The following is a 25,528-nucleotide window of genomic DNA, read 5'->3' on the forward strand; positions in this document are numbered from 1 at the left end:
CGCGTGCTACCAAGGACCATGACCGCACACGAGCAACGCGCCTACGACGTCGTGATCGTCGGCGGCGGACACAACGGCCTGGTCGCCGCCGCCTACCTGGCCCGCGCGGGACGGTCCGTCCTGGTGCTGGAGCGGCTGGCGAGCACCGGCGGCGCGGCGGTCTCCACACGGCCCTTCGCCGGCGTCGACGCCCGGCTGTCGCGCTACTCCTACCTGGTCAGCCTGCTCCCACGGAAGATCGTGCGCGACCTCGGCCTGGACTTCCGGGTCCGCGCCCGCACCGTCTCGTCGTACACCCCCGCCGAGCGCGACGGGCGGCCCACCGGGCTGCTCGTGGGCGGCGGCGAGCAGCGCACCCGGGAGGCCTTCGCCCGGCTCACCGGCTCCGACCGCGAGTACCTGGCCTGGCAGCGCTTCTACGGCATGACCGGCCGCGTCGCCGAACGGGTCTTCCCCACGCTCACCGAGCCGCTCCCCACCCGCGAGGAGCTGCGCCGCCGCGTCGACGACGAGGAGGCCTGGCGGACCCTGTTCGAGGAGCCCGTCGGCGTGGCGATCGAGGACCGCTTCGACGACGACCTGGTCCGCGGCGTCGTCCTCACCGACGCCCTCATCGGCACCTTCGCCGACGCCCACGACCCCTCCCTGAAGCAGAACCGCTGCTTCCTCTACCACGTGATCGGCGGCGGCACCGGCGCCTGGGACGTCCCCGTCGGCGGCATGGGCGCCCTGACCGACGCCCTGGCCGCCGCGGCGCGCGAGGCGGGCGCCGTCCTCGCCACCGGCCACGAGGCGGTCCGCATCGACACGGACGGCCGCACGGCGGAGATCACCCACCGGACCGCCGACGGCGAGGGCGTCACCGCCGCCCGCCACGTCCTCGTGGGCGCCTCCCCGCGGGAACTGGCCGCTCTCACCGGCGACACCCCGCCGGCCCCCGCCGAGGGCGCCCAGCTGAAGGTGAACATGCTGCTGGAGCGGCTGCCGAGACTGCGCGACAGCTCCGTCGACCCGCGCGAGGCGTTCTCCGGCACCTTCCACATCGCCGAGGGCTACGAGCAGCTCGCCGCCGCCCACGCCCAGGCCGCCTCCGGCGTGCTCCCCGCCGCCCCGCCCTCCGAGATCTACTGCCACTCCCTGACCGACCCGACCATCCTCGGCCCGGACCTCGCCGAACGGGGCTGGCAGACCCTCACCCTCTTCGGCCTGCACACCCCGGCGCGGCTGTTCGAACGCGACAACGACGCCGTCCGCGAGGAACTGCTGAGCGCGACGCTCGCCCAGCTCGACGCCCACCTCGCCGAGCCGCTGGCCGACTGCCTGGCCACCGACGCCGACGGCCGTCCCTGCATCGAGGCCAAGACCCCGCTCGACCTGGAGCGCGACCTTCGCCTGCCCGGCGGCAACATCTTCCACCGCGAGCTCTCCTGGCCCTACGCCCACCAGGACACCGGTCGCTGGGGCGTGGAGACCCAGCACGCCAACGTGCTGCTGTGCGGCGCGGGCGCGGTCCGCGGCGGAGGGGTGAGCGGGGTACCGGGGCACAACGCGGCCATGGCGGTGCTGGAGGCGGGAGAGGACTGAGCCCTTCAGCCGATGACGTCCTCGCCGCGCTGAGAGACGGCGACTCCCGCTCTCCACTCCCGGGCCGGGACGGCCCCGCAGGTCCATGTGCGCACGCGCGGGCCCGGGCCGTCCCGGACGCCGCGCAGGAGGCGCCGCCGGGAGGCGGGCCCGAAGCGGCCGATCCGTGCCGGAGGGCCGGGCGGCACCGGCGGCTCCGGCAGTTCCGGCGGTTCCGGAGGTTCCGGCGCTTCCGGGGCAAGAAATCTGACGGAGCATCAGAAAAGGTCTTCCGTCGTCCGGAGGACTGCGGCATCCTGCGCCTCATGCAGACGGAGCTGAGCAACCAACTGGGAGTCGAGCACGCCGTCTTCGGCTTCACGCCGTTCCCCGCCGTCGCCGCGGCCATCAGCCGGGCCGGCGGCTTCGGGGTGCTCGGGGCGGTCCGCTACACGGCCCCCGACGACCTCAAGCGCGACCTCGACTGGATCGAGGCGCACGTCGGCGGCAGGCCCTACGGGCTGGACGTCGTCATGCCCGCGAAGAAGGTCGAGGGCGTCACCGAGGCCGACGTCGAGGCGATGATCCCCGACACGCACCGGCAGTTCGTCGAGGACACCCTCGCCAAGTACGGCGTCCCCGAGTTCCCCGAGGGCGAGGCGTCCGGCTGGCGCATCACGGGCTGGATGGAGCAGGTCGCCCGCACCCAGCTCGACGTCGCCTTCGACTATCCGATCCGGCTGCTCGCCAACGCCCTCGGCTCCCCGCCCGCCGACGTCGTGGCCCGCGCGCACGAGCGGGGCGTGCTGGTCGCCGCGCTCGCGGGCAGCGCCCGGCACGCCCGCAAGCACAAGGCGGCCGGCATCGACGTCGTCGTCGCGCAGGGCTACGAGGCCGGCGGCCACACCGGCGAGATCGCCACCATGGTGCTCACGCCCGAGGTCGTGGACGCCGTCGACCCGCTGCCCGTACTGGCCGCCGGAGGCATCGGCAGCGGACGGCAGGCGGCCGCCGCCCTCGCCCTCGGCGCCCAGGGCGTGTGGCTGGGCTCCGTCTGGCTGACCACCACCGAGGCCGACCTCACCTCGCCCGGACTCACCCGGAAGCTGCTCGCCGCCGGTTCCGGCGACACCGTCCGCTCCCGCGCCCTCACCGGCAAGCCCGCCCGTCAGCTCCGCACCGCCTGGACCGACGCCTGGGACGACCCCGAAGGGCCCGGCGCCCTGCCGATGCCCCTGCAGGGACTGCTCGTCGCCGACGCGGTCTCCCGCATCCAGAGGTACGAGGTCGAGCCGCTGCTGGGCACGCCCGTCGGCCAGATCGTCGGCCGGATGACCAGCGAACGCAGCGTCCAGGCCGTCTTCGACGACCTCACCCGCGGCTTCGAGGAGGCCGTCGACCGCGTCAACCGCATCGCCGGAAGGAGCGGCACATGACGAGCACGCCCAAGAGCAGCCCCGGGAGCACCCCCAAGGGCACGCCCCCCGCCGGTTTCTGGGTCCAGGCCGCCGCCGACCCGGGCCGCACGGTCCTCGTCGCCCCCGACGGCGAGGAGTGGAGCGCCGGACGCCTGCACGCCGCCGCCAACCGGCTCGTCCACGGCCTGCGCGAGGCCGGCCTGGAACGCGGCGACGCCTTCGCCGTCGTGCTGCCCAACGGCGTCGAGTTCCTCACCGCCTACCTGGCCGCCACCCAGGCCGGCTTCTACCTGGTGCCGGTCAACCACCACTTCGTCGGCCCCGAGATCGCCTGGATCGTCGCCGACTCCGGCGCCAAGGTGCTGATCGCCCACGAACGGTACGCGGACCCCGCCCGCCACGCCGCCGACGAGGCGGGACTCGCGGCCACGCACCGGTACGCCGTCGGCGAGGCCGAGGGCTTCCGGCCGTACCGCGAACTCCTCGACGGACGGCCGGAGTCACCGCCCGCCGGCCGCACCATGGGCTGGGTCATGAACTACACCTCCGGCACCACGGGCCGCCCGCGCGGCATCCGCCGCCCGCTGCCCGGCAAGCCCCCCGAGGAGGCCTACCTCGGCGGCTTCCTCGGCATCTTCGGCATCAAGCCGTTCGACGGCAACGTCCACCCGGTCTGCTCGCCGCTCTACCACACCGCCGTGCTCCAGTTCGCCGGCGCGTCCCTGCACATCGGCCACCGCATCGTCCTGATGGACAAGTGGACGCCGGAGGAGATGCTGCGGCTGATCCAGACCCACCGGTGCACCCACACCCACATGGTCCCGACCCAGTTCCACCGCCTGCTCGCGCTCCCGGAGGAGGTCCGGCGCTCCTACGACGTGTCGTCGATGCGGCACGCCATCCACGGCGCCGCGCCCTGCCCCGACCATGTGAAGCGGGCGATGATCGACTGGTGGGGCCCCTGCGTGGAGGAGTACTACGCGGCGAGCGAGGGCGGCGGGGCCTTCGCCACGGCGGCGGACTGGCTGAAGAAGCCCGGCGCCGTCGGCAGGGCCTGGCCCATCAGCGAACTCGCGGTCTTCGACGAGGACGGCAACCGGCTGCCGCCCGGCGAACTCGGCACCGTCTACATGAAGATGACGACCGGCGGCTTCTCGTACCACAAGGACGAGGACAAGACCCGCAGGAGCCGCATCGGCGACTTCTTCACCGTCGGCGACCTCGGCCTCCTCGACGAGGACGGCTACCTGTTCCTGCGCGACCGCAAGATCGACATGATCATCTCGGGCGGGGTCAACATCTACCCGGCCGAGATCGAGTCCGTCCTGCTGTCCCACCCCGCCGTCGCCGACGCGGCCGTCTTCGGCGTCCCGCACGACGACTGGGGCGAGGAGGTCAAGGCGGTCGTGGAAGCGGCCCCCGGACACGCGCCCGGCCCGGACCTCGCCGCCGCGATCCTCGACCACTGCGCCGGGCGGCTGGCCGGCTACAAGCGGCCCAGGAGCGTCGACTTCGTCCCCGAGATGCCGCGCGACCCCAACGGCAAGCTGTACAAGCGGCGGCTGCGGGAGCCGTACTGGAAGGGACGCACCCGCCAGGTGTGACACGCGGCGCCGTCCGCCGCGGCCACGGTCGCGTGTCTTGACCGCGTCCCGCGGCGGCCTGAGGATCATGTGCCATGACTCAGGGACACGGCAGCACGGTCGACGGAGTGCTGCGGCGCAGCGCCCGGCGCACGCCCGCGCGCATCGCGATCGAGTACGGCGAGCGCACCTGGACGTACGGCGAACTCGACGACGCCGTCTCCCACGCGGCGACCGTCCTGCTCGGCGAGGGACTCACCCCCGGCGACCGGGTCGCCGCCTACGGCCACAACTCCGACGCCTACCTCATCGGCTTCCTGGCCTGCGCCCGGGCGGGCCTGGTGCACGTGCCGGTCAACCACAACCTCACCGGCGACGACCTCGCGTACCTCCTCGGCCAGTCCGGCAGCTCCCTGGTCCTCACCGATCCCGGGCTCGCGGCGCGGCTCGGCGGCGACGTCCGCACGCTGCCCCTGCGCGACTCCGACGACTCCCTGCTGACCCGGCTGGCCACGGCCGGCGCCCACGACGGTCCCGAACCGCGCAGCGAGGACCTGGTGCAGCTGCTGTACACCTCGGGGACGACCGCCCTGCCCAAGGGCGCGATGATGACCCACCGCGCCCTGGTGCACGAGTACCTGAGCGCGATCACCGCCCTCGACCTGAGCGCCGGGGACCGTCCCGCGCACGCGCTCCCGCTCTACCACTCGGCGCAGATGCACGTCTTCCTGCTGCCCTACCTCGCGGTCGGCGCCACCAGCACCGTCCTCGACGCGCCCGACGGCGACCGGCTGTTCGACCTGATCGAGGCGGGCCGCGTGGACAGCCTGTTCGCCCCGCCCACCGTGTGGATCGGGCTGTCCAACCGCCCCGACTTCGCCACCCGCGACCTCAGCGGCCTGCGCAAGGCGTACTACGGCGCCTCGATCATGCCGGTGCCGGTCCTGGAGCGGCTCCGGGAGCGGCTGCCGGGCCTGGCCTTCTACAACTGCTTCGGGCAGAGCGAGATCGGCCCGCTGGCCACCGTGCTCGCCCCCGACGAGCACAAGGGCCGCATGGACTCCTGCGGCCGGCCCGTGCTGTTCGTCGACGCCCGCGTGGTCGACGAGGACGGCAAGGACGTCCCCGACGGCACGCCAGGGGAGATCGTCTACCGCTCCCCGCAGCTGTGCGAGGGCTACTGGGACAAGCCCGAGGAGACGGCCGCCGCCTTCCGCGACGGCTGGTTCCACTCCGGGGACCTGGCGGTCCGCGACGCGCACGGCTACTACACGATCGTCGACCGGGTGAAGGACGTCATCAACTCCGGCGGGGTGCTGGTCGCCTCACGGCAGGTCGAGGACGCCCTGTACACGCACCCGGCGGTCGCCGAGGTGGCCGTGGTCGGCCTCCCCGACGACACGTGGATCGAGGCGGTCACCGCGTTCGTCGTGCCGCGCGCCGAGGCCACCGAGGACGAACTGATCGCCCACACCCGGGAGAAACTCGCCCACTTCAAGGCGCCCAAGCGGGTGCTGTTCGTGGAGGAGCTGCCCCGCAACGCCAGCGGCAAGATCCTCAAGCGCGAACTGCGGGACCGCTTCGCCGGTTAGCGCCCCGGAGGGGCGCGGGGAACTGCGCGACCGGCCACCACGGCGCGGCAGGCGGCGGACGGCAGGCGGCGGACGGCCGCCTGCAGACGACCGACGGCGGTTCGTGGCCCCCGAAGCGGAGCGCTACCGCGGCCGCAGGTCCACGATCCGCCGGATCTTGCCCACCGACCGCTCCAGCGACTCCGGTTCGACGATCTCCACGGCGACCGACACCCCGATGCCGTCCTTCACGGCCGCCGCGATGGCCCCGGCCGCGGCCTCCCGGGACTCCGGGCCCGCCTCGGGCCGGGCCTCCGCCCGTACCGTCAGGGCGTCCAGGCGGCCCTCGCGGGTCAGCCGCAGCTGGAAGTGGGGCGCGACGCCGGGCGTGCGCAGCACGATCTCCTCGATCTGCGTGGGGAACAGGTTCACCCCACGCAGGATCACCATGTCGTCGCTGCGCCCGGTGACCTTCTCCATCCGCCGGAACACCCGGGCGGTGCCGGGCAGCAGGCGCGTCAGGTCCCTCGTCCGGTAGCGGACGACCGGCATCGCCTCCTTGGTGAGCGAGGTGAAGACCAGCTCGCCCTCCTCGCCGTCCTCGAGCACCTCCCCGGTGATCGGGTCGACGATCTCCGGATAGAAGTGGTCCTCCCAGATGTGCAGGCCGTCCTTGGTCTCCAGGCACTCCTGCGCCACGCCCGGCCCCATGACCTCCGACAGCCCGTATATGTCGACGGCGTCGATCGCGAACCGCTCCTCGATCTCCTGGCGCATCCGCTCCGTCCACGGCTCCGCGCCGAAGATCCCCACCCGCAGGGAGGTGGTCCGCGGATCGACGCCCTGCCGCTCGAACTCGTCCAGGATGGTCAGCATGTACGAGGGCGTCACCATGATGATCTGCGGTTCGAGGTCCCGGATCAGCTGCACCTGACGGGCTGTCATGCCGCCGGACGCGGGGATGACCGTACAGCCCAGCCGCTCGGCGCCGTAGTGGGCGCCGAGACCGCCGGTGAACAGCCCGTACCCGTAGGCCACGTGCACCTTGTCGCCGGGCCGCCCGCCGGCCGCCCTGATGGAGCGGGCCACCATGTCCGACCACAGGGACAGGTCGCCGTCGGTGTACCCGACGACCGTGGGGCGTCCGGTGGTGCCGCTGGAGGCGTGGATGCGGCGGATGCGGTCCTGGGGGACGGCGAACATCCCGTACGGGTAGTTCTCGCGCAGGTCGGCCTTGGTGGTGAACGGGAAGCGGGACAGGTCGGCGAGCGAGCGGCAGTCGTCCGGATGGACGCCGGCCTTCTCGAAGGAGTTCCGGTAGAACGGCACGTGGTCGTACGCGTGCCGGAGCGAGGCCCGCAGCCGCTGGAGTTGCAGCGCGCGCAGCGCCTGAGCGTCGAGCCGTTCTCCCGCGTCCAGCGGCTCCGTCGCGTCCACCATGGGGAATTCTCCCTCGCCAACCGCACCATTCCGGACGACCGATCATTCGGTCGCGCTGTCCGGGATCAGTAATCCAGGACGCCGTGGCCCAGGGCAAGAGGTGCGGCACGACTTTCTGGACGCGCCCGGCCCGCCCGCGCGGGGCGTCCCGCGCGGGCCGCCGAAAAGTCGGCGAAGGCGTTCACAAAGACGCGACCCAGATCAGGTCACAGATCCTGATCTGGTGTTCCTCCGGATAGATGCTGTAGTTGAAGAAGACGGGGTCGTTGGGGACGGGGAGGCTGTACCAGGTGACTCCGCGAATGGTCATGGGCAGGCCCGGAGGCGGGTTGGCGGATTCCACCGCGCTGCCGACCTCCAGCGCCAGGGCCCGGAGAAAGCGGACGATGTTGTCGTGGAGGTCGACGTAGCCCGCGTCACGCATCTGGCTGAGCACCTTGGAGGCGGTCACCTGGGTGACCGCGGTCCAGCCTTTCGAAACCGGGCGCATCAGTCCTCCGCCTCAGGGAGTTCGACGAGCCCTACCGCGGCGACGGTGTCGTCGAGGCGCTGGTCCCGTTCGGGCACCGCCTCGAACATGGCCTCGAGCCACCATGTGGTCATCACCGCATCCAGTGCGTCGCCTTGTCCGGCGCGCCTGACGGCGGCGTGGAACTCTTCGCGCCGCACGGCGGGCAGGGCGTCATTGATGGCGGAGACGGTGCGGGGAATCGCCTGTACACGGGGGTCACCGTGTGATCCAGCATTCACTCGGATTTCGCATCCTTACAGCTCGAATGATCCAGCGGCCACGCTACGCGCGCGACGCGCGTCGGCGGACCGAAACGGCTCATCTTGCTCTCCGTTCCGTTCTGGCCAAAGCTTGTGTGCGCCCGCCGTCCGGACGCACGCGGCTCACCCCTGGTGCGGTCCGTATGCGGTCAGGAATCGGTCGCGGAAGGTGTCCATGCCCCACTCCGGGGCGTCGCGGGCCGGCCGGAGTCCGTCCGTCCAGCCCCAGTCGGAGATGCGGTCCAGGACCTTCCGGTCGCGGGCGACCAGGGTGACCGGCACGTCCTTGCTGGTGTTGCCCGCGGTCACCGTCGGGACGGGCTGGTGGTCGCCGAGGAAGACGAGGACAGTGTCGTCGTCGCCGTAGCGCTGGACCCACTCCGTCAGGCTGTGCAGCGAGTACTCGATGGCGTTCTTGTACTCGGTGCGCACGCTCTCCGGGTTCTTCCAGACCTCCTTGGGATCCTTGCCCTCCTTCTTGATGCGGTGGAAGACCGAGCCGTCGCCGAGGTCGTTCCAGTCGATCATGTGGGCGATCGGGGCCCACGGGTTGTGGCTGGAGGCCAGGATGATCTCCGCCATGATCGGGCCCCGGTCCTTCTTCCCGTGCTCCAGACGCTGGAAGGCCTCCAGGCTGAACTGGTCCGGCACGGGCGTCCAGCTGAAGTACGGGCCGTGGTAGCCGAGGTGCTCGGAGTCGTAGATGTGGTCGAGCCCGAAGAACTTCCCCTCCGGCCACGCCCTGCGCACCCCCGGCACGATGCCGACCGTGCGCCAGGCGCCGGTCTTGCGGAAGTAACTGGTCAGCGTCGCGCGGTCGCTGGTCGTCAGGCTGCGGTAACGCTGCTGGTTCTTGATCCACAGACCGGACAGGAACGTCGAGTGGGCGAGCCAGCTGCCGGCGCCCGACACCGGTGACCTCAGCCAGGCGCTGCGCGAGGCGAACCCGGCCGCCTTCAGGTCGGCGCTGCCCCGGTCGAGGACCGCGTCGACGTCCGGCGCCATCGCCGGGTCCTCGATCGCCGTACGGCCGTAGCTCTCGATGAAGGTGAACAGGACGTCCTTGCCCCGCAGTCCGGTCAGCAGCTGGTCGGGCGGGGTGTCGGCGAAGGCGTCGGCGGCGGCCTGCTTCTCGAAGACCCGCGCGTCCGCGAGCCCCGCCCGCACCTGCTCGACGCGGTTGCCGACCAGATCGGCGTCGATCTTCGAGGCGACCGGCACGCCCGTGAACTGCACGCCGAGGGTGACGCAGGTGATCCACGCCGTGCCCAGGACCAGTGTGGTCCGGGCGGCCGCCGGGCGGTGACGGACCATCAGGTCGGTCAGCCGTACGACGGCGAGCGTCGTCAGCGCCAGCACGGCGGCGACGAGGACGATCACCGCGACGACCGCCAGCACCTCGCCGGTCCCGCCGAACGACTCCTTCACCCATTCGGCGGCGTCGTCGAGCAGGATCCAGTCGAGGACCAGGTCGAAGGGGCGCGACAGCACGGAGTAGAACCCCATGTCGATGAACTTCACCACCGTGACCAGGCCGAGCAGCACCCCCGAGACGACCGCCGCGGCACGCCGGAACCGCGGCGGCAGCGCCAGCAGCAGACCGGCCAGGAGGACGCCCTCGGCGGGGATGCGCAGGAACGCCTCGACGGTGAGGCGGTCGAGCCGGTTCGGCACGAGGAGCGCGGACAGCACCAGCACGGCGGCCAGGACGGTGATCCCGACGGTCACGCCGCGCGCGGTACGGGGGTACCTGCGCCGCCACCCGAACAGCCCGGCGCGGTCACCGGCGACGGAACGGGGACCGGCTGCCTCGGCGGCCGCTCCGGCCCCGGCGGCCGGCTCGGTCTCGGTGACCGTGTCGGCTTCGGCGGCCGGGTCGGTCTCGGTGACCGTGTCTGCGGCGGCCGGGTCCGCCTCGGGTGCGACGGCCTCGGGCGGTACGTCCTTGTCGGCGGGCGCCGTGTCGGCGGCGGGCTCGGCCGCCCGCGCCCCGGTTTCCGCGTCCGCGTCCGTGCCGGCGCCGGTTTCCGCGTCCGCCTCCGTGCCGCCCGCCGGTGTCCCGGGATCCGGGGCGGCGTCGGTGTCGGAGCCGGAGTCGGCGTGCGGGAGCTGACGAGGGGGCGTGAGGTGCGACACCCGTTGGTCCTTCCGTGCTGGAGCCCGAGAACTGCGCGGCGAACCGGGCCCGCAGGGCCGGGCCGCCGCCAACCTCCGTACGGCCCCGCGCAACCCGCCGTTCAAACACCCGGGTCAACCGCGCGCAAAGAGTACGCCCGTCCCGGCCTCCGGCCTGCCCCGCCGCGGCGCCCGTGGCCGGCCTACCGGTCCGCCGCCACCGCCACCTCCCGGGCCCACCGGTAGTCCGCCTTGCCGCTGGGCGACCGCCGTATCGCCTCCGTGATCACCAACTGGCGCGGGATCTTGTACCCGGCGAGGTGGGAGCGGCAGTGCGTCTGGATGTCCTCCAGGGACGGCCGCCGCGCCCCCGCCCGCAACTGGACGACGGCTGCCACGTGGCTGCCCCACTGCGCGTCCGGCACCCCGGCCACCAGCGCGTCGTAGACGTCCGGATGCGACTTGAGCGCCTCCTCCACCTCCTCCGGGTACACCTTCTCCCCGCCGGTGTTGATGCACGGCGAGCCCCGCCCGAGGACGGTGACGACGCCCTCCTCGTCGACGGTGGCCATGTCGCCGAGCAGCACCCACCGCCTGCCGTCCTTCTCGAAGAACGTCTCGGCGGTTTTCCGCGGGTCGTTGTAGTAGCCGAGCGGTACGTGGCCGCACTGGGCGACGCGGCCCACCTGCCCGACGGCGACCGGTTCGCGGGTCGCCGGATCGACCACCTGGGTACGGGAGTTGACGCGGACCCTGAAGCCGCGGCCCGGGCCGGAGTCGTCGGTCGCCGTGCCGTTGAAGCCGGACTCCGAGGAGCCGAAGTTGTTCAGCAGCACGGCGTTCGGCACCAGCGCGCGGAACTGCCGCCGCACGGTGTCCGACAGGACCGCCCCGGACGACGACACGCTGAACAGCGACGAGCAGTCCGTGCCCTTCAGGGGCCCCTCCAGTGCGTCGATCAGCGGCCGCAGCATCGCGTCGCCCACCAGCGACACGCTGGTGACCTTCTCCCGCTCGATCGTCCGCAGCACCTCCTCGGGCACGAACTTGCGGTGGATCACGACCCGTTGCCCGAAGTTGAAGCCGATGAAGGAGGTGAGGGTGGACGTGCCGTGCATCAGCGGGGGCGCCGGGAAGAAGGTGATGCCGCTGCCGCCGGCCGCGACCCGTTCGGCCAGCTCCTCCGGCCTCGCCACCGGCTCACCGGTCGGCGCGCCCCCGCCGAGGCCCGCGAAGAACAGATCCTCCTGACGCCACATCACCCCCTTGGGCATACCGGTGGTGCCGCCGGTGTAGATGATGAACTGGTCGTCGCCGGAGCGCGGCGGAAAGCCCCGGCCCGACGATCCGGCCGCCTCGGCGCCGGTGAACGGCACCGCGTCCACCTCCTCGGCCGCCGGGGTGCCCACCCGCACCAGGTGCCGCAGCCCGCCCGTCCGCGGCCGGACCGCGGCCACCCGGTGCTCGAACTCGGCGTCGAAGACCAGCGCCGTCAGATCCGCGTCCCGGTAGAGGTACGCCAACTCCTCCTCGACGTAGCGGTAGTTGACGTTGACCGGTACGACGCGCGCCTTGAGGCAGCCCAGCACCGTCTGCAGGTACTCCACCCCGTTGTACAGGTGCAGCCCGAGGTGCTCGCCGGGACGTATCCCGCTGTCGATCAGATGGTGGCCGACCCGGTTGGCCGCCGCGTCCAGCTCCGCGTAGGTCAGCCGGCGCTCGGCGCCCGTGCCGGGGTGGTCGACGTACACGAGCGCCTCGCGGTCGGGGACCGCGTCGACGACCGACTCGAACAGGTCGGCAAGGTTGAACTCCACCGCTCCTCCTGACCCCGGCAGGCATGACGAAGAAAGGCGCGTCCATCGCTTCGCCGGTCATCAGAGCAAAGGGCGGAGCAACTGTGAAGGGCTCCCGCAGCAGAAATCTGACTGCGTGTCAGAAAACTCTTGTACTGGCCGCCCGACTCCTGCAACCTGTTCTCGTTCCGCAGACGGGAGGACGGCAATGGGCGGCACCGAACACCTCACCGTGCGGCGCGAAGGCGCCACACTGGTGCTCACGCTCAACAGGCCCGAGGCGAGGAACGCGCTCTCGCTGCCCCTGCTCGTCGGCCTGTACGACGGCTGGGTGGAGGCGGACGAGGACGACACGGTCCGCTCGATCGTGCTCACCGGCGCCGGCGGCACCTTCTGCGCCGGCATGGACCTCAAGGCGCTGGCCGGCCAGGGCATGACGGGCGAGCACCACCGCGAGCGCCTCAAGGCCGACCCCGACCTGCACTGGAAGGCGATGCTGCGCCACCATCGCCCCCGCAAACCGGTGATCGCCGCCGTCGAGGGGTACTGCGTGGCGGGCGGCACCGAGATCCTCCAGGGCACCGACATCCGGGTCGCGGGCGAGTCGGCGACGTTCGGCCTGTTCGAGGTCCGCCGCGGACTGTTCCCGATCGGCGGCTCCACGGTCCGCCTGCAGCGCCAGATCCCGCGCACCCACGCCCTGGAGATGCTGCTCACCGGCCGCCCCTACACCGCCCGCGAGGCCGCCGCCATCGGCCTGATCGGGCATGTCGTCCCCGACGGCGCCGCCCTCGACAAGGCGCTGGAGATCGCCGAGCAGATCAACGCCTGCGCCCCGCTGGCCGTCGAGGCGGTCAAGGCGTCGGTGTACGAGACCGCGGACATGACCGAGACCGACGGCCTCGCGGCCGAACTCGCCTGCGGCTGGCCGGTCTTCGACACCGCCGACGCCAAGGAGGGCGCCCGCGCCTTCGCGGAGAAGCGGCCTCCCGTCTACAAACGCGCCTGACGACCGGCGACCCCGCGCGCGCCGACGGGCGACGCCCGTCCCCTCGCGCGCCCGGTCCGCGCCGTCCCCCGCGCGCCCGACCCGTTGAAGGAGACCGGGCATGCCCGAAGTCCTCAAGGCCCCCCTCACCCTCGAATTCCCCTTCACCCGCTCCCTCGGCCCGGTCCAGAGCGCCTTCCTCACCGGACTGCGCGAACGCGTCGTCCTCGGCGTCCGCACCGGCGACGGCCGCACCCTCGTCCCGCCCGTCGAGTACGACCCCGTCACCGCCGAGGAGATCCGCGACCTGGTCGAGGTCGCCCCCACCGGCACGGTCACCACCTGGGCCTGGAACCACCGGCCCCGCCGCGGACAGCCCCTGGACACCCCCTTCGCCTGGGTCCTGGTCCGCCTGGACGGCGCCGACACCGCCCTCCTGCACGCCCTCGACGCCCCCGGCCCCGACGCCGTACGCACCGGCATGCGCGTCCGCGTCCGCTGGGCCCGGGAGCGCTCCGGCGCCATCACCGACATCGCCTGCTTCGAGCCGTACGACGGCACGGCGGCACCGCCCGGCGGCCACACCGGCGAGTTCGCCGACCCGGTCACCGGCATCGTGGCCCCCGCCCGCCTCGACTACACCTACTCGCCCGGCCGCGCCCAGACCGCCTACATCACCGCGCTGGCCGGACGGCGGACCGTCGGCGAGCGCTGCCCGTCCTGCCGCAAGGTGTACGTCCCGCCCAGGGGCGCCTGCCCCACCTGCGGCGTCGCCACGGCGGAACAGGTGGAGGTCGGCCCGCGCGGCACCGTCACCACCTTCTGCATCGTCAACATCAAGGCGAAGAACCTCGACATCGAGGTGCCCTACGTCTACGGGCACATCGCCCTCGACGGCGCCGACCTCGCGCTGCACGGCCGCATCGGCGGCATCCCGTACGACCAGGTGCGGATGGGGCTGCGGGTGGAACCGGTGTGGACCGACGGGGCCCGCTACCCCGACCACTACCGGCCCACCGGTGAGCCCGACGCGGACTACGAGACGTACAAGGAGCTGCTGTGACGCGGGACATCGCGGTCGTCGCCTTCGCGCAGACCGGCCACCGCCGCACCACCGACGACCTCTCCGAGGTCGAGATGCTCATGCCGGTGCTGCACGACGTCCTCGGACAGACCGGCCTCAAGACCGCCGACATCGGCTTCACCTGCTCCGGCTCCAGCGACTACCTCGCCGGCCGCGCCTTCTCCTTCACCCTCGCCCTCGACGGCGTCGGCGCCTGGCCGCCGATCTCCGAGTCGCACGTCGAGACGGACGGCGCCTGGGCCCTGTACGAGGCCTGGACGAAACTGCTCACCGGCGACGCCGACACCGCCCTCGTCTACTCCTACGGCAAGTCCTCGCCCGGCCCGCTGCGCGACGTCCTGACCCGGCAGCTCGACCCCTACTACGTGGCCCCCCTCTGGCCCGACTCCGTCGCCCTGGCCGCCCTCCAGGCACAGGCGCTCATCGACGCCGGACACACCGACGAGCCCGCGCTCGCCGCCGTCGCCGCCCGCAGCCGGGCGGACGCGGCCGCCAACCCGCACGCCCAGCTGCGCGGCCCGGTGCCGCAGGGGGACCACCTCGTACGTCCGCTGCGCACCGGCGACTGCCCGCCCATCGGCGACGGCGCGGCCGCGGTGATCCTCGCCGCGGGGGAGCGGGCCCGGGAACTGTGCCCGCGGCCGGCCTGGATCCGCGGCATCGACCACCGCGTCGAGGCGCACGCCCTCGGCGTGCGCGACCTGACCGACTCGCCCTCCACCCGGCTGGCGGCCGAGCACGCCGGCGCCTTCGAACGGCCCGTCGACACCGCCGAACTGCACGCGCCGTTCACCTCCCAGGAGGTCGTCCTGCGCAAGGCGCTGCGGCTCGGCGACGGCGTACGCGTCAACCCGTCCGGGGGCGCCCTCGCGGCCAACCCGGTCATGGCCGCCGGGCTGATCCGCATCGGCGAGGCCGCAGCCGCCGTCCACCGCGGCGAGTCCGACCGGGCCCTGGCCCACGCCACGTCCGGACCCTGTCTGCAGCAGAACCTGGTCGCCGTACTCGAAGGGGAGCCCCGATGAGCAAGGAGCCCGTGGCCGTCGTGGGCGTCGGCCAGACCCGGCACGCGGCGGCGCGCCGCGACGTGTCGATCGCCGGACTGGTCCGGGAGGCGGCCCGGCGGGCCCTGGACGACGCCGAGCTGGCCTGGGCCGACGTCGACGCCGTCGTCATCGGCAAGGCGCCCGACTTCTTCGAGGGCGTGATGATGCCCGAGCTGTACCTCGCCGACGCCCTCGGCGCGGTCGGCAAGCCGATCATGCGGGTGCACACCGCGGGCTCGGTCGGCGGCTCCACCGCCCTCGTCGCCGCGGGCCTCGTCGCCGCCCGGGTCCACCGCACCGTGCTGACCCTGGCCTTCGAAAAACAGTCCGAGTCGAACGCCATGTGGGGCCTGTCGCTGCCCATCCCGTTCCAGCAGCCCCTGCTGGCGGGCGCGGGCGGCTTCTTCGCCCCGCACGTGCGCGCGTACATCCGGCGCAGCGGCGCCCCCGACACGGTCGGCTCGCTGGTGGCGTACAAGGACCGGCGCAACGCGCTGAAGAACCCCTACGCGCACCTGCACGAACACGACATCACCCTGGAGAAGGTCCAGGCGTCGCCCATGCTGTGGGACCCCATCCGCTACTCCGAGACCTGCCCGTCCTCCGACGGCGCCTGCGCGATGGTGCTCACCGACCGTGCGGGAGCGGCCCGCGCGCCGCGCCCCGCCGCCTGGGTGCACGGCGGCGCGATGCGCAGCGAGCCCACCCTCTTCGCCGGCAAGGACGCCGTGTCGCCGCGGGCCGGCCGGGACTGCGCCGCCGACGTCTACCGGCAGGCCGGCGTCGCCGACCCGCGCCGGGACATCGACGCCGTCGAGATGTACGTGCCGTTCTCCTGGTACGAGCCCATGTGGCTGGAGAACCTCGGCTTCGCCGACGAGGGCGAGGGCTGGAAACTCACCGAGTCGGGGGTGACCGAACTGGACGGCGACCTGCCGGTCAACATGTCGGGCGGCGTGCTCTCCAGCAATCCCATCGGCGCCTCCGGCATGATCCGCTTCGCGGAGGCGGCCCTCCAGGTGCGCGGACAGGCCGGGGAACACCAGGTGCCGGGGGCCAGGCGGGCACTCGGGCACGCCTACGGCGGCGGGTCGCAGTTCTTCTCGATGTGGCTGGTCGGCTCCGAGCCGCCCGACTCCTGACGGGCCGGGCGAAGCACCCCCTCGCATGGCCTGTCGGTGGCCGGAGCCGATCGCTAGGCTGGCCGCGGACGACGCACATCGGGAGGAGCACGGACGTGGCCGAGAGCACCATCCAGCAGCAGTCGCCGCTGGCGGGCTGGGACAAGCCGGAGCTTGACCTCAGCAACGCCGAGTGGCACTCGAGCAGCCGTGGCCTGGGAGATGTCCAGATCGCCTTCGTCGAGGGATTCATCGCGATGCGCAACAGCGGCCGCCCGGAGAGCCCTTCCTTGATCTTCACCCCCGCGGAGTGGGGCGCCTTCGTGTCGGGCGCGAGGGAGGGTGAGTTCGACCTCACGTGAACCGGGGGACGGTGTTCCGCCCTTATTTCCGGACACGCGACCTTCAGTACTCTCCCGGGGCCGTGCCTGAGCGAGGCTGGTTCCGGGAGGAAGGCCGCAACCCGGAGACGAGGAACTCATGAACACCCTGCCGGTCATCGCGGCGGTCGACGGTTCCGACGACAGCCTGCGCGCCCTGGACTGGGCCCTGGACGCCGCCCGCAGGCGTGGGGCGCCGCTGCGGGTGGCCCATGTGCGGCAGTACGCCGCCTGGGCCCAGCCCGACCTCCTGGCCGCCGGTCCGCCGGACGCGGAGCAGGATCCCGTGCTCGACCAGGTCCGCACCCGCCTGGCGGGACGGACCGGCGGGCCGGACGTCGAGTACGTCGGGCTCGACGGTCCCACCGGCGTCCTGCTGCCCGGACTGGGCTCCGGCGCGCAACTGCTGGTGCTCGGTTCCCGGGGCCGCGGCGGCTTCGCCGGCCTGCTGCTCGGCTCCAACGGCATGGCAGCCGCCCGCGACGCCGAGTGCCCCGTCGTCGTGGTGCCCCGGCCCGGACGCGTGGTGCACGGCGACGGCCCGCCCGAGCCGGGCCCCCGGGTCGTCGTCGGCCTCCAGGTCGACGGCCCCGACGAGGCCACCCTCGCCTTCGCCTTCACCGAGGCCGCCCTGCGCGGCGCCGTGCTCCAGGTGATCGCCGCCTACGCCTGGCCGGTGCAGACCCTGGTGGCCCCCGGTGAGCTGCTGCCCCCGGTGGTCGGCCAGGAAGCGGTCGAGGCCGAGACCCGCAGCCTCGCCGAGGGCTTCCTCGCCCCGCACCGCACCCGGCACCCCGACGTCCGCGCCGTGCCCCATGTGCCGGCCGGGGACGCGGCCGGCCATCTGGTCGCCGCCTCCAGGGACGCCGACCTCGTCGTCGTGGGCCGCCACCGGCGCCGCCTGCTCGCCCCCGCCCGCATGATGGGCTCGGTCACCCAGGCCGTCCTGCTGCACGCGGCGAGCCCGGTCGCGGTGGTGCCCCCGGCGCCCCCGGAGGAGTGAGACGGGGCCCTCGCCGGTACCGCGGCGGAACGTCCCGGTCCCACTTAGTCAGTAACGGTCGCGGCGGGACGCCGGGCACCCGCGAGGCGTACGCTGAGGTGCCTGTGGATCACGGTACGCGCCCGCTCCCCGCGCTGGCGCACCACCGTGACAGGGGGTACATCATGGTGCGGCACGCTGCGCGGAACAGCAGGACCCTGTTCGAACGGGACAGCGAACTCGCTGCCGTCGACGAGGCGTTGGGCGAACTCGCCGGCCTGCGCCCGGACGGCGCCGAGCCCGTCGGCCGGCCCGTCGGCGGCCTGCTCGCCTTCGCCGGACGCGCCGGCCTCGGCAAGACGACCCTCCTCGCCGAGATCCGCCGCCGCGCCGCCGCGAAGGGCTGCACCGTGCTCTCCGCCCGCGGCGGCGACCAGGAGCAGCGCGTCGCCTTCCACGTCGCCCGCCAGCTCCTGCAACCGCAGCTCGCCGGGGCGTCGGAATCCGAACTGCGTGCCTCGCTGGGCAGTTGGTACGACATCGTCGGCCCCGCACTCGGCCTGTGCGCCCCCACCGACGGCGCCCCGCCCGACCAGCAGGGCCTGCGCGACGGCCTCGACTGGGTGCTCACCCACCTCGCGGTGCAGCGCGCCCCCATGGCCGTCGTCCTCGACGACGCCCACTGGGCCGACCCGGAGTCCCTGCGCTGGCTCGCCGGGTTCGCGCCGCGCGCCGAGCAACTGCCGCTGCTGCTCGTCGTCGCCTACCGGCCCGACGAACTCCCCGACCACGCCGAGTCGTTCCGCGGCCTGCCGGGACGCGCGGGCGGCCGGCCCATCGGCCTGGAGCCGCTCAGCGCCGCCGCCGTCGCCCGCCTCGTCCGGGAGACGCTCGGCGCGCACGCCGACGACGCGTTCTGCCGCGAGTGCTGGGCCGTCACCGGCGGCAGCCCGTTCGAGACCGTAGAACTCGTCGCCAAGGTCCGCGACCGCGGCCTCAGCCCGACCGGGACCGGCGCCCACCTGCTGCGCGACCTCGCCGCCGCCGTCAAGGGCAGCGGTCTCGTCGACCGCCTCGACCGCCTCGGCTCCTCCACCGTCCGCTTCGCCTGGGCCTGCGCCGTCCTCGGCACCGAGATACGCCCCCGGCTGGCCGCCGCCGTCGCCGGACTCGGGCACGAGGAGGCCGCCGACGCCGCCGACGCGCTGCGCGGCGCCCGCATACTCACCGGCGTCGAGACCCTCGAGTTCGTCCACCCGCTGATCGCCACCGCCGTCTACCGGGCCATCCCGCCCGGCGTCCGCGTCGCCCTGCACGGCCAGGCCGCCTGGTGCGTCATCGACGACGGGCAGGGCCCCTCCGCCGCCGCCCGCCACCTCCTGGAGACCCACCCCGAGGGCGACCCCTGGGTCGTGCGGCAACTGCGCGCCGCCGCCGTCGAGACGCTCCGCGCCGGCGCCCCCGACGCCGCCCGCAGCTACCTGGCCCGAGCCCTGAGCGAACCCCCGCCCCCCGGGGAGCGGGCCGCCGTGCTGTACGAACTGGGCAGCGCCTCTCTGCTCACCGAGCCGGCCACCACCGTCAACCACCTGCGGGCCGCCCTCGAACAGCCCATCGCCGACGCCCGCCTGCGGCAGAACATCGTCTACCGGCTCTCCCAGGTCCTCGCCCACAGCGACCGCCTCGCCGAGGCGTCCGAGACCCTCGCCCGCGAGATCCGCACCACCGGCGACGCCCGGGTCAGACTCCGCATGGTCGCCGAGCAGTTCATGTGGGACGCCTTCCGCGCCGACGAACCCGACCACCCCTCCCGCTCCCGCCGGCTCGCCCGGCTCGCCGACCGCCTGCACGGCCGCGACCTCACCGAGCGCTACATCATCGGCCTGCGCGCCTGGGACGCGATCCTGCGCGGGGAGCGCGCCCAGACCGCCGTGCACCACGCCGAACGCGCCCTCGCCGGCGGACTCTGCTGGGCCGAGCCCGACCGCGGCTTCGAGGTGCCCGTCCTGGTCGCCCTGGCCTTCATGTACGCCGACCGCCCCGGCCGCACCGAGGAACTCTTCGAGACCGGCATCGCCGACTACGAACGCCGCGGCTGGCGCGGCGGCCACATGTCCTTCGCCTACACGCTGCTCGCCTACGTCCGCTACCGGCGCGGCCGGCTCGCCGAGGCCGAGGACTTCGTGCGCGACGGGCTCCGGCTCGCCGAACGCGTCGGCCCCGGCACCCCCGCCCACTGGTACGCCGTCGGCATCCTCGTCGAGGTGCTCCTCGCCCGCGGCCGCGTCGACGAGGCCGCGCGCACCGCCGACGACTACGGCTTCGCCAAGCCCTTCCCGTCCGCGGTGGTCTTCCCCGACGTCCAGACCGTCTACGGCGAACTGCTGCTCGCCCGCGGCCGGAGCGAGGAGGCCGCCGCCGAACTGGCCGCCGCCGGCCGCCGCCTGGACCCGCGCGGCATCCGCAACCCCGCCTGGTGCCCCTGGCAGCTCCACCTCGCCCGCGCCGAGAGCCACCACGACCCCGAGCGCGCGGTCGCCACCGCCCTGGAAGCGCTCGCCCGCGCCCGCCAGTTCGGCACCCCGTCCGCCGTCGGACAGGCCCTGCGCACCGCCGCCGAGGTGTCCCCGGGCGCGATGCGCGTGAAGTACCTGGAGGAGTCCGTCGCCCACCTGGAGCGCTCCCCGGCCGCCTACGAACTGGCCCGCGCGCTCGTCGCCCTCGGCACCGAACTGCGCCGCGCCGGCCGCCCCGCGGACGCCGCCGAGCACCTCTGCCGCGGGCTCGACACCGCCCTGCAGTGCGGCGCCGACGGTCTCGCCGAGGCGGCCCGCGCCGAACTCGCCGCGGCCGGGCTGCGCCCGCGCGGGCCGCACGCGACCGGTACGGACACCGTCTACACCCTCACCGCCCGCGAACGCGCCGCCGCCGACCTCGCGGCCCGGGGCCGCACCGAGCCGGAGATCGCGCGGGAACTGGGCGTCGCGGAGGCGGAGGTGGTCCGCCTGCTGTCCGCGGTCTACCGGAAGATCGGCACCGAAAGCACGGGCCTGGCAGCAGCCCTCCAACCGACCTGACACCGACGCTCCGACACCATCCGGCGTGACATCCGGCGGTCCGCCCGACCCCCTGACCGAGGGCCCGCCCCGGCCACGACCGGCCGCCGGTCCGCCACGACCGGCTGATCAGCAGCGTCCGGTGGTCCGCCCTGTCCGTCGGCCGGTCGGTGTGCGTCGGTCGGTGTGCGTCGGTCGGCTGTGACTCGTCCGTCCGCCACGGTTTTCCGGCCCGTAGGTTCGCCCGGTCCGCCGTCCGCGACGGCCGACCTGTCCGTCGGGCCGTGACGGCCGGTCGATGTGCGACGGTCTGCTGCGTCCCGTCCGTCCGTCACAGGCCCTCGGCCCGTAGGCCCGCCCGGCCTGCCGTCCCCGACGGCCACCCTGTCCGTCGGCCGGTCGCGGCCGGTCGGTGTGCGTCGGCTGTGACTCGTCCGTCTGTCACGGGCCCTCGGCCCGCAAGTCCGCCCGGCCTGCCCCCTACGACCGTATGGCCGGCCGGGCCAGCTGGCCCGGCGCCGCCCAGGCCGGGCCGGGACGCTCGTCCGTGCGGTCCGTGAGCGCCCGTCCGTCTTCCTCCTGACCCCTCCGCCGGGGCCGGAGCACCGGTCCGTCCGCCGCCGGTGGAACTTGTCCGGCACGGTCCGGCAGGGGCGCCGCGGGGTGTGCGCCGGTGACGTCGCAGGCCACGCGTCACCGAGCGGCTCCGTGGCCGTACCATGGGCGGCATGTCGTTCCTCCGCCGCCGCAGCGCCACTCCCGCCGGGCCCGACTTCGACGTTCTGGCCATGGACCCGGGCGACTGGCCCGGCAATCTCGGCGCCGGGCTGCTGCCCGCCCCCGACGGCACCTGCCAGGGCGTCTTCCTGCGCTACGACCTGTTCGGCGGCCGCGGCCCCGCCATGATCATCGGCAACCTGCCCGAGGGCTCCCCGGCCCGCGAGGTGGCCGAGGGAGAGGTCCCCTTCGAGGTGGCCCAGCTGCTCCTCGCCCTGGAGAACGACGAGGAGGTGACCGTCGTCGGCGTCGAGGACGTCCCCGTCATGCAGGGCGACAACCTGCTGATCGTGCGCCGCCTGAAGCTCTCCGAGAGCCGCATCTCCTGCGTGCAGTTCGACCGCAGCGACAACGTCCTGGTGACCATCGCCGCCTGGGACCGCCCGATCACCGACGACCTGTACGCCCTGCTGAAGCCGCTCCCGGCGGAGCTTTTCCAGCAGGGCTGAGACGGGCTACGAACCGGCCGGCACGACCCGCACGTCGGCGGCGCGCACGAACGCCACCCGGTGACCGAACTGGATCTCGTAGTACAGGTCCTGGCCGACCACCACCCGGTGGGAGTCGGTGGTGTAGGTGACGGCGTAGTAGTACTCGCCCGGCACCTTGTCACCGACCACGTACCGCTGCCCCTGCGGCAGGGTGTACGGCAGCGGCGCGACCGCCTGTGCGGGCACTCCCGCCGGGTACGCCGACGCCTCCGGGTAGGCACGCCCGTACACCGGGACGCTGTCCACGCCGTCCTTGGGCGTGACGACCAGCCCCGAGGCCGGCACCGCCGTCGGGTTCTGCCGCGGGTTCTTGAACCAGGCCTTCTGGCCGAGGTACCAGATCGCCGTCCAGTCGCCGTAGCGGTCCGCGACCGCGTACTGCTGGCCGGTGGAGACCCGAGAGCCCACGTCGTTGACGTCGATGGTGGAGTCGGCGCCCTTGTGCAGCCCCACGTCCTTGATCAGCGCGGAGTTCTCGTCGTGGTCGGAGTACAGCCGCACCTCGCTGGAGCCGTGCGCCGCGCAGGGCGCGCCCTTGGTGACGCAGCCGGTGTACACGGGCTGGTTGGCCGTGTAGTCGGGCAGGATCGTCACCAGGCCGCCGTCCTTGCCGGCGGTGGGCCTGAAGGGGTGCCCGAGCAGTGCGAAGTAGTGCCGCCAGTCCCAGTACGGGCCCGGGTCGGTGTGCATGCCGGGGACGGTCGAGGTGGTCGGGCCGGGCACGTTGTCGTGGCCGAGGATGTGCTGCCGGTCCAGGGGGATGCCGTACTTCGCCGCGAGGTACCTCACCAGCCGCGCCGACGACCGGTACATCGCCTCCGTGTACCAGGCGTCCGGCGAGGCGAGGAAGCCCTCGTGCTCCAGGCCGATCGACTTGGCGTTGACGTACCAGTTGCCCGCGTGCCAGGCCACGTCCTTCGCCTTCACGTGCTGGGCGATGTGACCGTCCGTGGAACGCAGCGTGTAGTTCCACGACACGTACGTCGGGTCCTGCACCAGGTTCAGGACGCCGTCCCAGCCGCCCTCGGTGTCGTGGATGACGATGTACCTGATGCTCTGGGAGGCGGGCCGGTCGCCCAGGTCGTGGTTGCCGTAGTCGCCGTCCCCGAACTCCTCGTACGGCGCCGGGATCCACTCGCAGGACACCGACTTCGGGCACTCGGTGCCGGCGGCGGACACCGTGCGCAGACCCGTCTCGCCGAGCTGCGCGGTGTCGGGGGCCACGCCGGGCCGGGCGGCGAGCACGACCTGCTGCCCGGCGTCGGTGGTGCGTTCCTCGCCGGTGCGCAGCACGTCGTAGACGTCGTCGGCGTAGGCGGCCGCCGTCGCCGTGTCGTCCGCGCCCGAGAAGCGGGCCACCGCCCCGTACCAGTCGGCCGGGTCGTCGCTGAGCGGCTCGCCGAGATCCCGCTGCGCGGCGGCCAGCAGCGCGGCGCCGCCGGCCACGTTGGCCTCCTCGTCGGTGCGCAGCCTCTCCGCCGGGATGCCGGTCAGCTCGGCCGCCCTGGGCAACGTCTTGAGGCGGGCCGGGAGTTCGGAGTCCGCGGGCACCTCGGTGCCGGGGTGCAGGGCCGGGCGGGCGCTGTCGCCGCGGGCGTCCTCGGTGCCCTCGCTGTGGTGCGGGGTCGCGGCGAGGGCGGTGCGGGCGTCGGTGAGGTGCATGGGACCGTAGCCGCCGGTCACGCTCGGCGCCCCGTCGTGGGCGTCCCAGCGCGACTGCAGGTAGGAGACGGCCAGCAGCACGCTCTGCGGGACGTGGTACTCGGCGGACGCGGACGCGAACGCCTGTTGCAGCCGGTCCGCGGAGGGCTGCGCCTGGGACGGGGCCGCGCCCAGTAACGGGAGCAGCAGCGCCGCGCAGGCGAGCGCGCCGGCGGTGGTGCGGCCGCGTCTGTGACCGGGCGCGGGCGTGGGGGCGGGGGCGGATCCTCGCAATGCGGCCTCCTGGGAAGGACGAGCGTGGCGGGGCGTGCGGGCCCAGCGATCCGTCAGTGGTACCCGCTGTCCGACTATCCGTCAATCATGCCCAGAGCCAGGAGAATTCGCGTGTCGACACGAGGATGGGAAGGTTTCGCGGCGGTGGCGCCCGGGCCTGTGGGGCGTCAGTGGCGTAGACCAATGTGGCCGGTGTGGGGAGCCCTGTGCGCGCGAAGGCCCGTGGCGCACCCCTCGGCGGTCTCCAGGGGTGCGCCACGGGCCTTCGCCCCGTTTCAGCGGGTGCCGACCGCCGCGCGTACGGCCCGCCGGGCCAGCTGGCAGTCGTCGTGCAGCCGCCGGAGGACCAGCCGCTGTTCCTCGCCGGACGGCATGGCGCCGGGGTGGGCCGCTGCCGGTGCCGCGTCGTGCATCGACCGCTGCACGGCCGTCTCGTAGGTCCGGATCTCGCGGGTCAGCACGAGCATCAGGTTCACCAGGAACGCGTCGCGGGAGGCGGGCCCCGCGGACTGCGCGAGCTGGCTGATCTGGCGGCGGGCCACCGGGGCGTCGCCGAGGACGGACCACAGCGTCGCCAGGTCGTAGCCCGGCAGGTACCAGCCCGCGTGCTCCCAGTCCACCAGCACCGGGCCGGCCGGGGAGAGCAGGATGTTCGACAGCAGGGCGTCCCCGTGGCAGAACTGGCCCATGCCCTGCCGGCCCGCCGCGTGCGCGATGCCGTGCAGCAGCTTCTGCAGGTCGCCCATGTCCCGGTCGGTCAGCAGGCCCAGCTCGTGGTACCGGGCGATGCGGGCCGCGTAGTCGAGCGGGGCGTCGAAGGTGCCCGCCGGGGGCCTCCAGGCGTTCAGCCGGCAGATCGCGCCGAGTGCGGCCCTGATGTCCGCGCGCGGGGGGGCCTCTGCCGGGTGCCGCTGGAGCGCCGCCGCCCGCCCCGGCATCCGCTCGATCACCAGGGTGCAGTTCTCCGGATCCGCCGCGATCAGTCTCGGTACGCGCACCGGCGGGCGGTTCCGGACGAACGAGCGGTATGCGGCTATTTCGTGGCGGATCCGCTCCGCCCGGGCGGGGGAGTGGTCCAGTAAGCACTTGGCGACCGCCGTGCTGCGTCCGGTCGTGCCGACCAGGAGCACGGACCGCCCGCTGCGGCGCAGTACCTGGACCGGGGCGAACTCCGGGCAGATCCGGTGCACCGACGCGATCGCCGAGCGCAGCTGGCCGCCCTGGGGGCCGGACAAGTCGAGTCTCCCGCTGAGCGGTTGGGTGCCGATTCCCGGGGCGCGCCGCGTCCGGCCCGCGCCGAGCGCGGGAGCCGGCTGGCGCGCGGCGGGGGCGAGGTAGGGGCCGCCGGTCCCCGGGCGGGGGAGTAACGGCCGGGGCGGGGCGGACACGGAGGACGATGCTGCGTACATGT

18 protein-coding genes are annotated in these 25,528 nt (G+C 73.6%); 12 read left to right on the plus strand and 6 right to left on the minus strand.

The features are described 5' to 3' along the window. The first annotated feature begins 18 nt into the window (after positions 1–18). From ACH4ZX_RS02025 to ACH4ZX_RS02040, 4 genes are all read left to right on the plus strand, one after another. Positions 19–1,584, plus strand: coding sequence for a phytoene desaturase family protein (locus ACH4ZX_RS02025; RefSeq protein WP_398265978.1), 1,566 nt, complete (start codon positions 19–21; stop codon positions 1,582–1,584). Between the two features lie 305 nt (positions 1,585–1,889). Continuing rightward, positions 1,890–2,999 (plus strand): NAD(P)H-dependent flavin oxidoreductase, encoded by a 1,110-nt coding sequence (locus ACH4ZX_RS02030; protein WP_398265981.1) that lies wholly within the window; start codon positions 1,890–1,892, stop codon positions 2,997–2,999. Then, positions 2,996–4,585, plus strand: coding sequence for an acyl-CoA synthetase (locus ACH4ZX_RS02035; RefSeq protein ID WP_398265984.1), 1,590 nt, complete (start codon positions 2,996–2,998; stop codon positions 4,583–4,585). The genes ACH4ZX_RS02030 and ACH4ZX_RS02035 overlap by 4 nt, the downstream gene beginning before the upstream one ends. A gap of 74 nt (positions 4,586–4,659) precedes the next feature. Beyond that, complete coding sequence (locus ACH4ZX_RS02040) at positions 4,660–6,156, plus strand: acyl-CoA synthetase (protein WP_398265987.1); 1,497 nt, start codon at positions 4,660–4,662, stop codon at positions 6,154–6,156. A 123-nt stretch (positions 6,157–6,279) separates the two neighbouring features. Here ACH4ZX_RS02040 and paaK read toward each other — a convergent pair whose 3' ends face one another. From paaK to ACH4ZX_RS02060, 4 genes are all read right to left on the minus strand, one after another. Next, a complete protein-coding gene (gene paaK / locus ACH4ZX_RS02045; RefSeq protein WP_398265990.1) occupies positions 6,280–7,575 on the minus strand; it encodes a phenylacetate--CoA ligase PaaK in 1,296 nt (431 codons plus the stop codon). A gap of 181 nt (positions 7,576–7,756) precedes the next feature. Further along, complete coding sequence (locus ACH4ZX_RS02050; protein WP_398265993.1) at positions 7,757–8,065, minus strand: hypothetical protein; 309 nt, start codon at positions 8,063–8,065, stop codon at positions 7,757–7,759. 404 nt (positions 8,066–8,469) lie between these two features. Beyond that, on the minus strand, positions 8,470–10,482 hold the full coding sequence (locus ACH4ZX_RS02055; RefSeq protein WP_398265996.1) for a sulfatase: 2,013 nt from the start codon (positions 10,480–10,482) through the stop codon (positions 8,470–8,472). A gap of 182 nt (positions 10,483–10,664) precedes the next feature. Then, a complete protein-coding gene (locus ACH4ZX_RS02060; RefSeq protein WP_398265999.1) occupies positions 10,665–12,278 on the minus strand; it encodes an acyl-CoA synthetase in 1,614 nt (537 codons plus the stop codon). Positions 12,279–12,465: 187 nt separating this feature from the next. On the opposite strand from ACH4ZX_RS02060, the gene ACH4ZX_RS02065 reads away from it, so the two are divergent. From ACH4ZX_RS02065 to ACH4ZX_RS02100, 8 genes are all read left to right on the plus strand, one after another. Further along, a complete protein-coding gene (locus ACH4ZX_RS02065) occupies positions 12,466–13,266 on the plus strand; it encodes a crotonase/enoyl-CoA hydratase family protein (RefSeq protein ID WP_398266002.1) in 801 nt (266 codons plus the stop codon). Between the two features lie 100 nt (positions 13,267–13,366). Beyond that, positions 13,367–14,308, plus strand: a complete 942-nt coding sequence (locus tag ACH4ZX_RS02070; protein WP_398266005.1) for a Zn-ribbon domain-containing OB-fold protein — start codon at positions 13,367–13,369, stop codon at positions 14,306–14,308. Beyond that, positions 14,305–15,354 carry a thiolase domain-containing protein gene (locus ACH4ZX_RS02075; RefSeq protein ID WP_398266008.1) on the plus strand — a complete coding sequence of 350 codons (1,050 nt, stop codon included), beginning with the start codon at positions 14,305–14,307 and terminating at the stop codon, positions 15,352–15,354. The genes ACH4ZX_RS02070 and ACH4ZX_RS02075 overlap by 4 nt, the downstream gene beginning before the upstream one ends. After that, positions 15,351–16,517: a thiolase domain-containing protein gene (locus ACH4ZX_RS02080; protein ID WP_398266011.1), complete on the plus strand. Its 1,167-nt coding sequence runs from the start codon at positions 15,351–15,353 to the stop codon at positions 16,515–16,517. The genes ACH4ZX_RS02075 and ACH4ZX_RS02080 overlap by 4 nt, the downstream gene beginning before the upstream one ends. A 95-nt stretch (positions 16,518–16,612) precedes the next feature. Continuing rightward, the gene (locus ACH4ZX_RS02085; RefSeq protein WP_360754073.1) at positions 16,613–16,858 is read left to right on the plus strand and encodes a DUF397 domain-containing protein; all 246 of its coding nucleotides are present in this window, start codon (positions 16,613–16,615) and stop codon (positions 16,856–16,858) included. Between the two features lie 118 nt (positions 16,859–16,976). After that, positions 16,977–17,879, plus strand: coding sequence for a universal stress protein (locus ACH4ZX_RS02090; protein WP_398266015.1), 903 nt, complete (start codon positions 16,977–16,979; stop codon positions 17,877–17,879). A 164-nt stretch (positions 17,880–18,043) separates the two neighbouring features. Then, positions 18,044–20,935, plus strand: coding sequence for an ATP-binding protein (locus tag ACH4ZX_RS02095; protein ID WP_398266018.1), 2,892 nt, complete (start codon positions 18,044–18,046; stop codon positions 20,933–20,935). Positions 20,936–21,642: 707 nt separating this feature from the next. Further along, entirely contained in the window at positions 21,643–22,140 is a 498-nt protein-coding gene (locus ACH4ZX_RS02100; protein WP_360754081.1) for a hypothetical protein, read from the plus strand. 6 nt (positions 22,141–22,146) lie between these two features. Here the strand turns inward: ACH4ZX_RS02100 and ACH4ZX_RS02105 are convergent, their stop codons facing one another. Then, on the minus strand, positions 22,147–24,117 hold the full coding sequence (locus tag ACH4ZX_RS02105; RefSeq protein WP_398266022.1) for an N-acetylmuramoyl-L-alanine amidase: 1,971 nt from the start codon (positions 24,115–24,117) through the stop codon (positions 22,147–22,149). A gap of 275 nt (positions 24,118–24,392) precedes the next feature. After that, a complete protein-coding gene (locus tag ACH4ZX_RS02110; protein WP_398266025.1) occupies positions 24,393–25,526 on the minus strand; it encodes an aminoglycoside phosphotransferase family protein in 1,134 nt (377 codons plus the stop codon). Between the last annotated feature and the right edge of the window lie 2 nt (positions 25,527–25,528).

This window comes from Streptomyces sp. NPDC020490 (assembly GCF_044335305.1).
GTDB lineage: Bacteria > Actinomycetota > Actinomycetes > Streptomycetales > Streptomycetaceae > Streptomyces.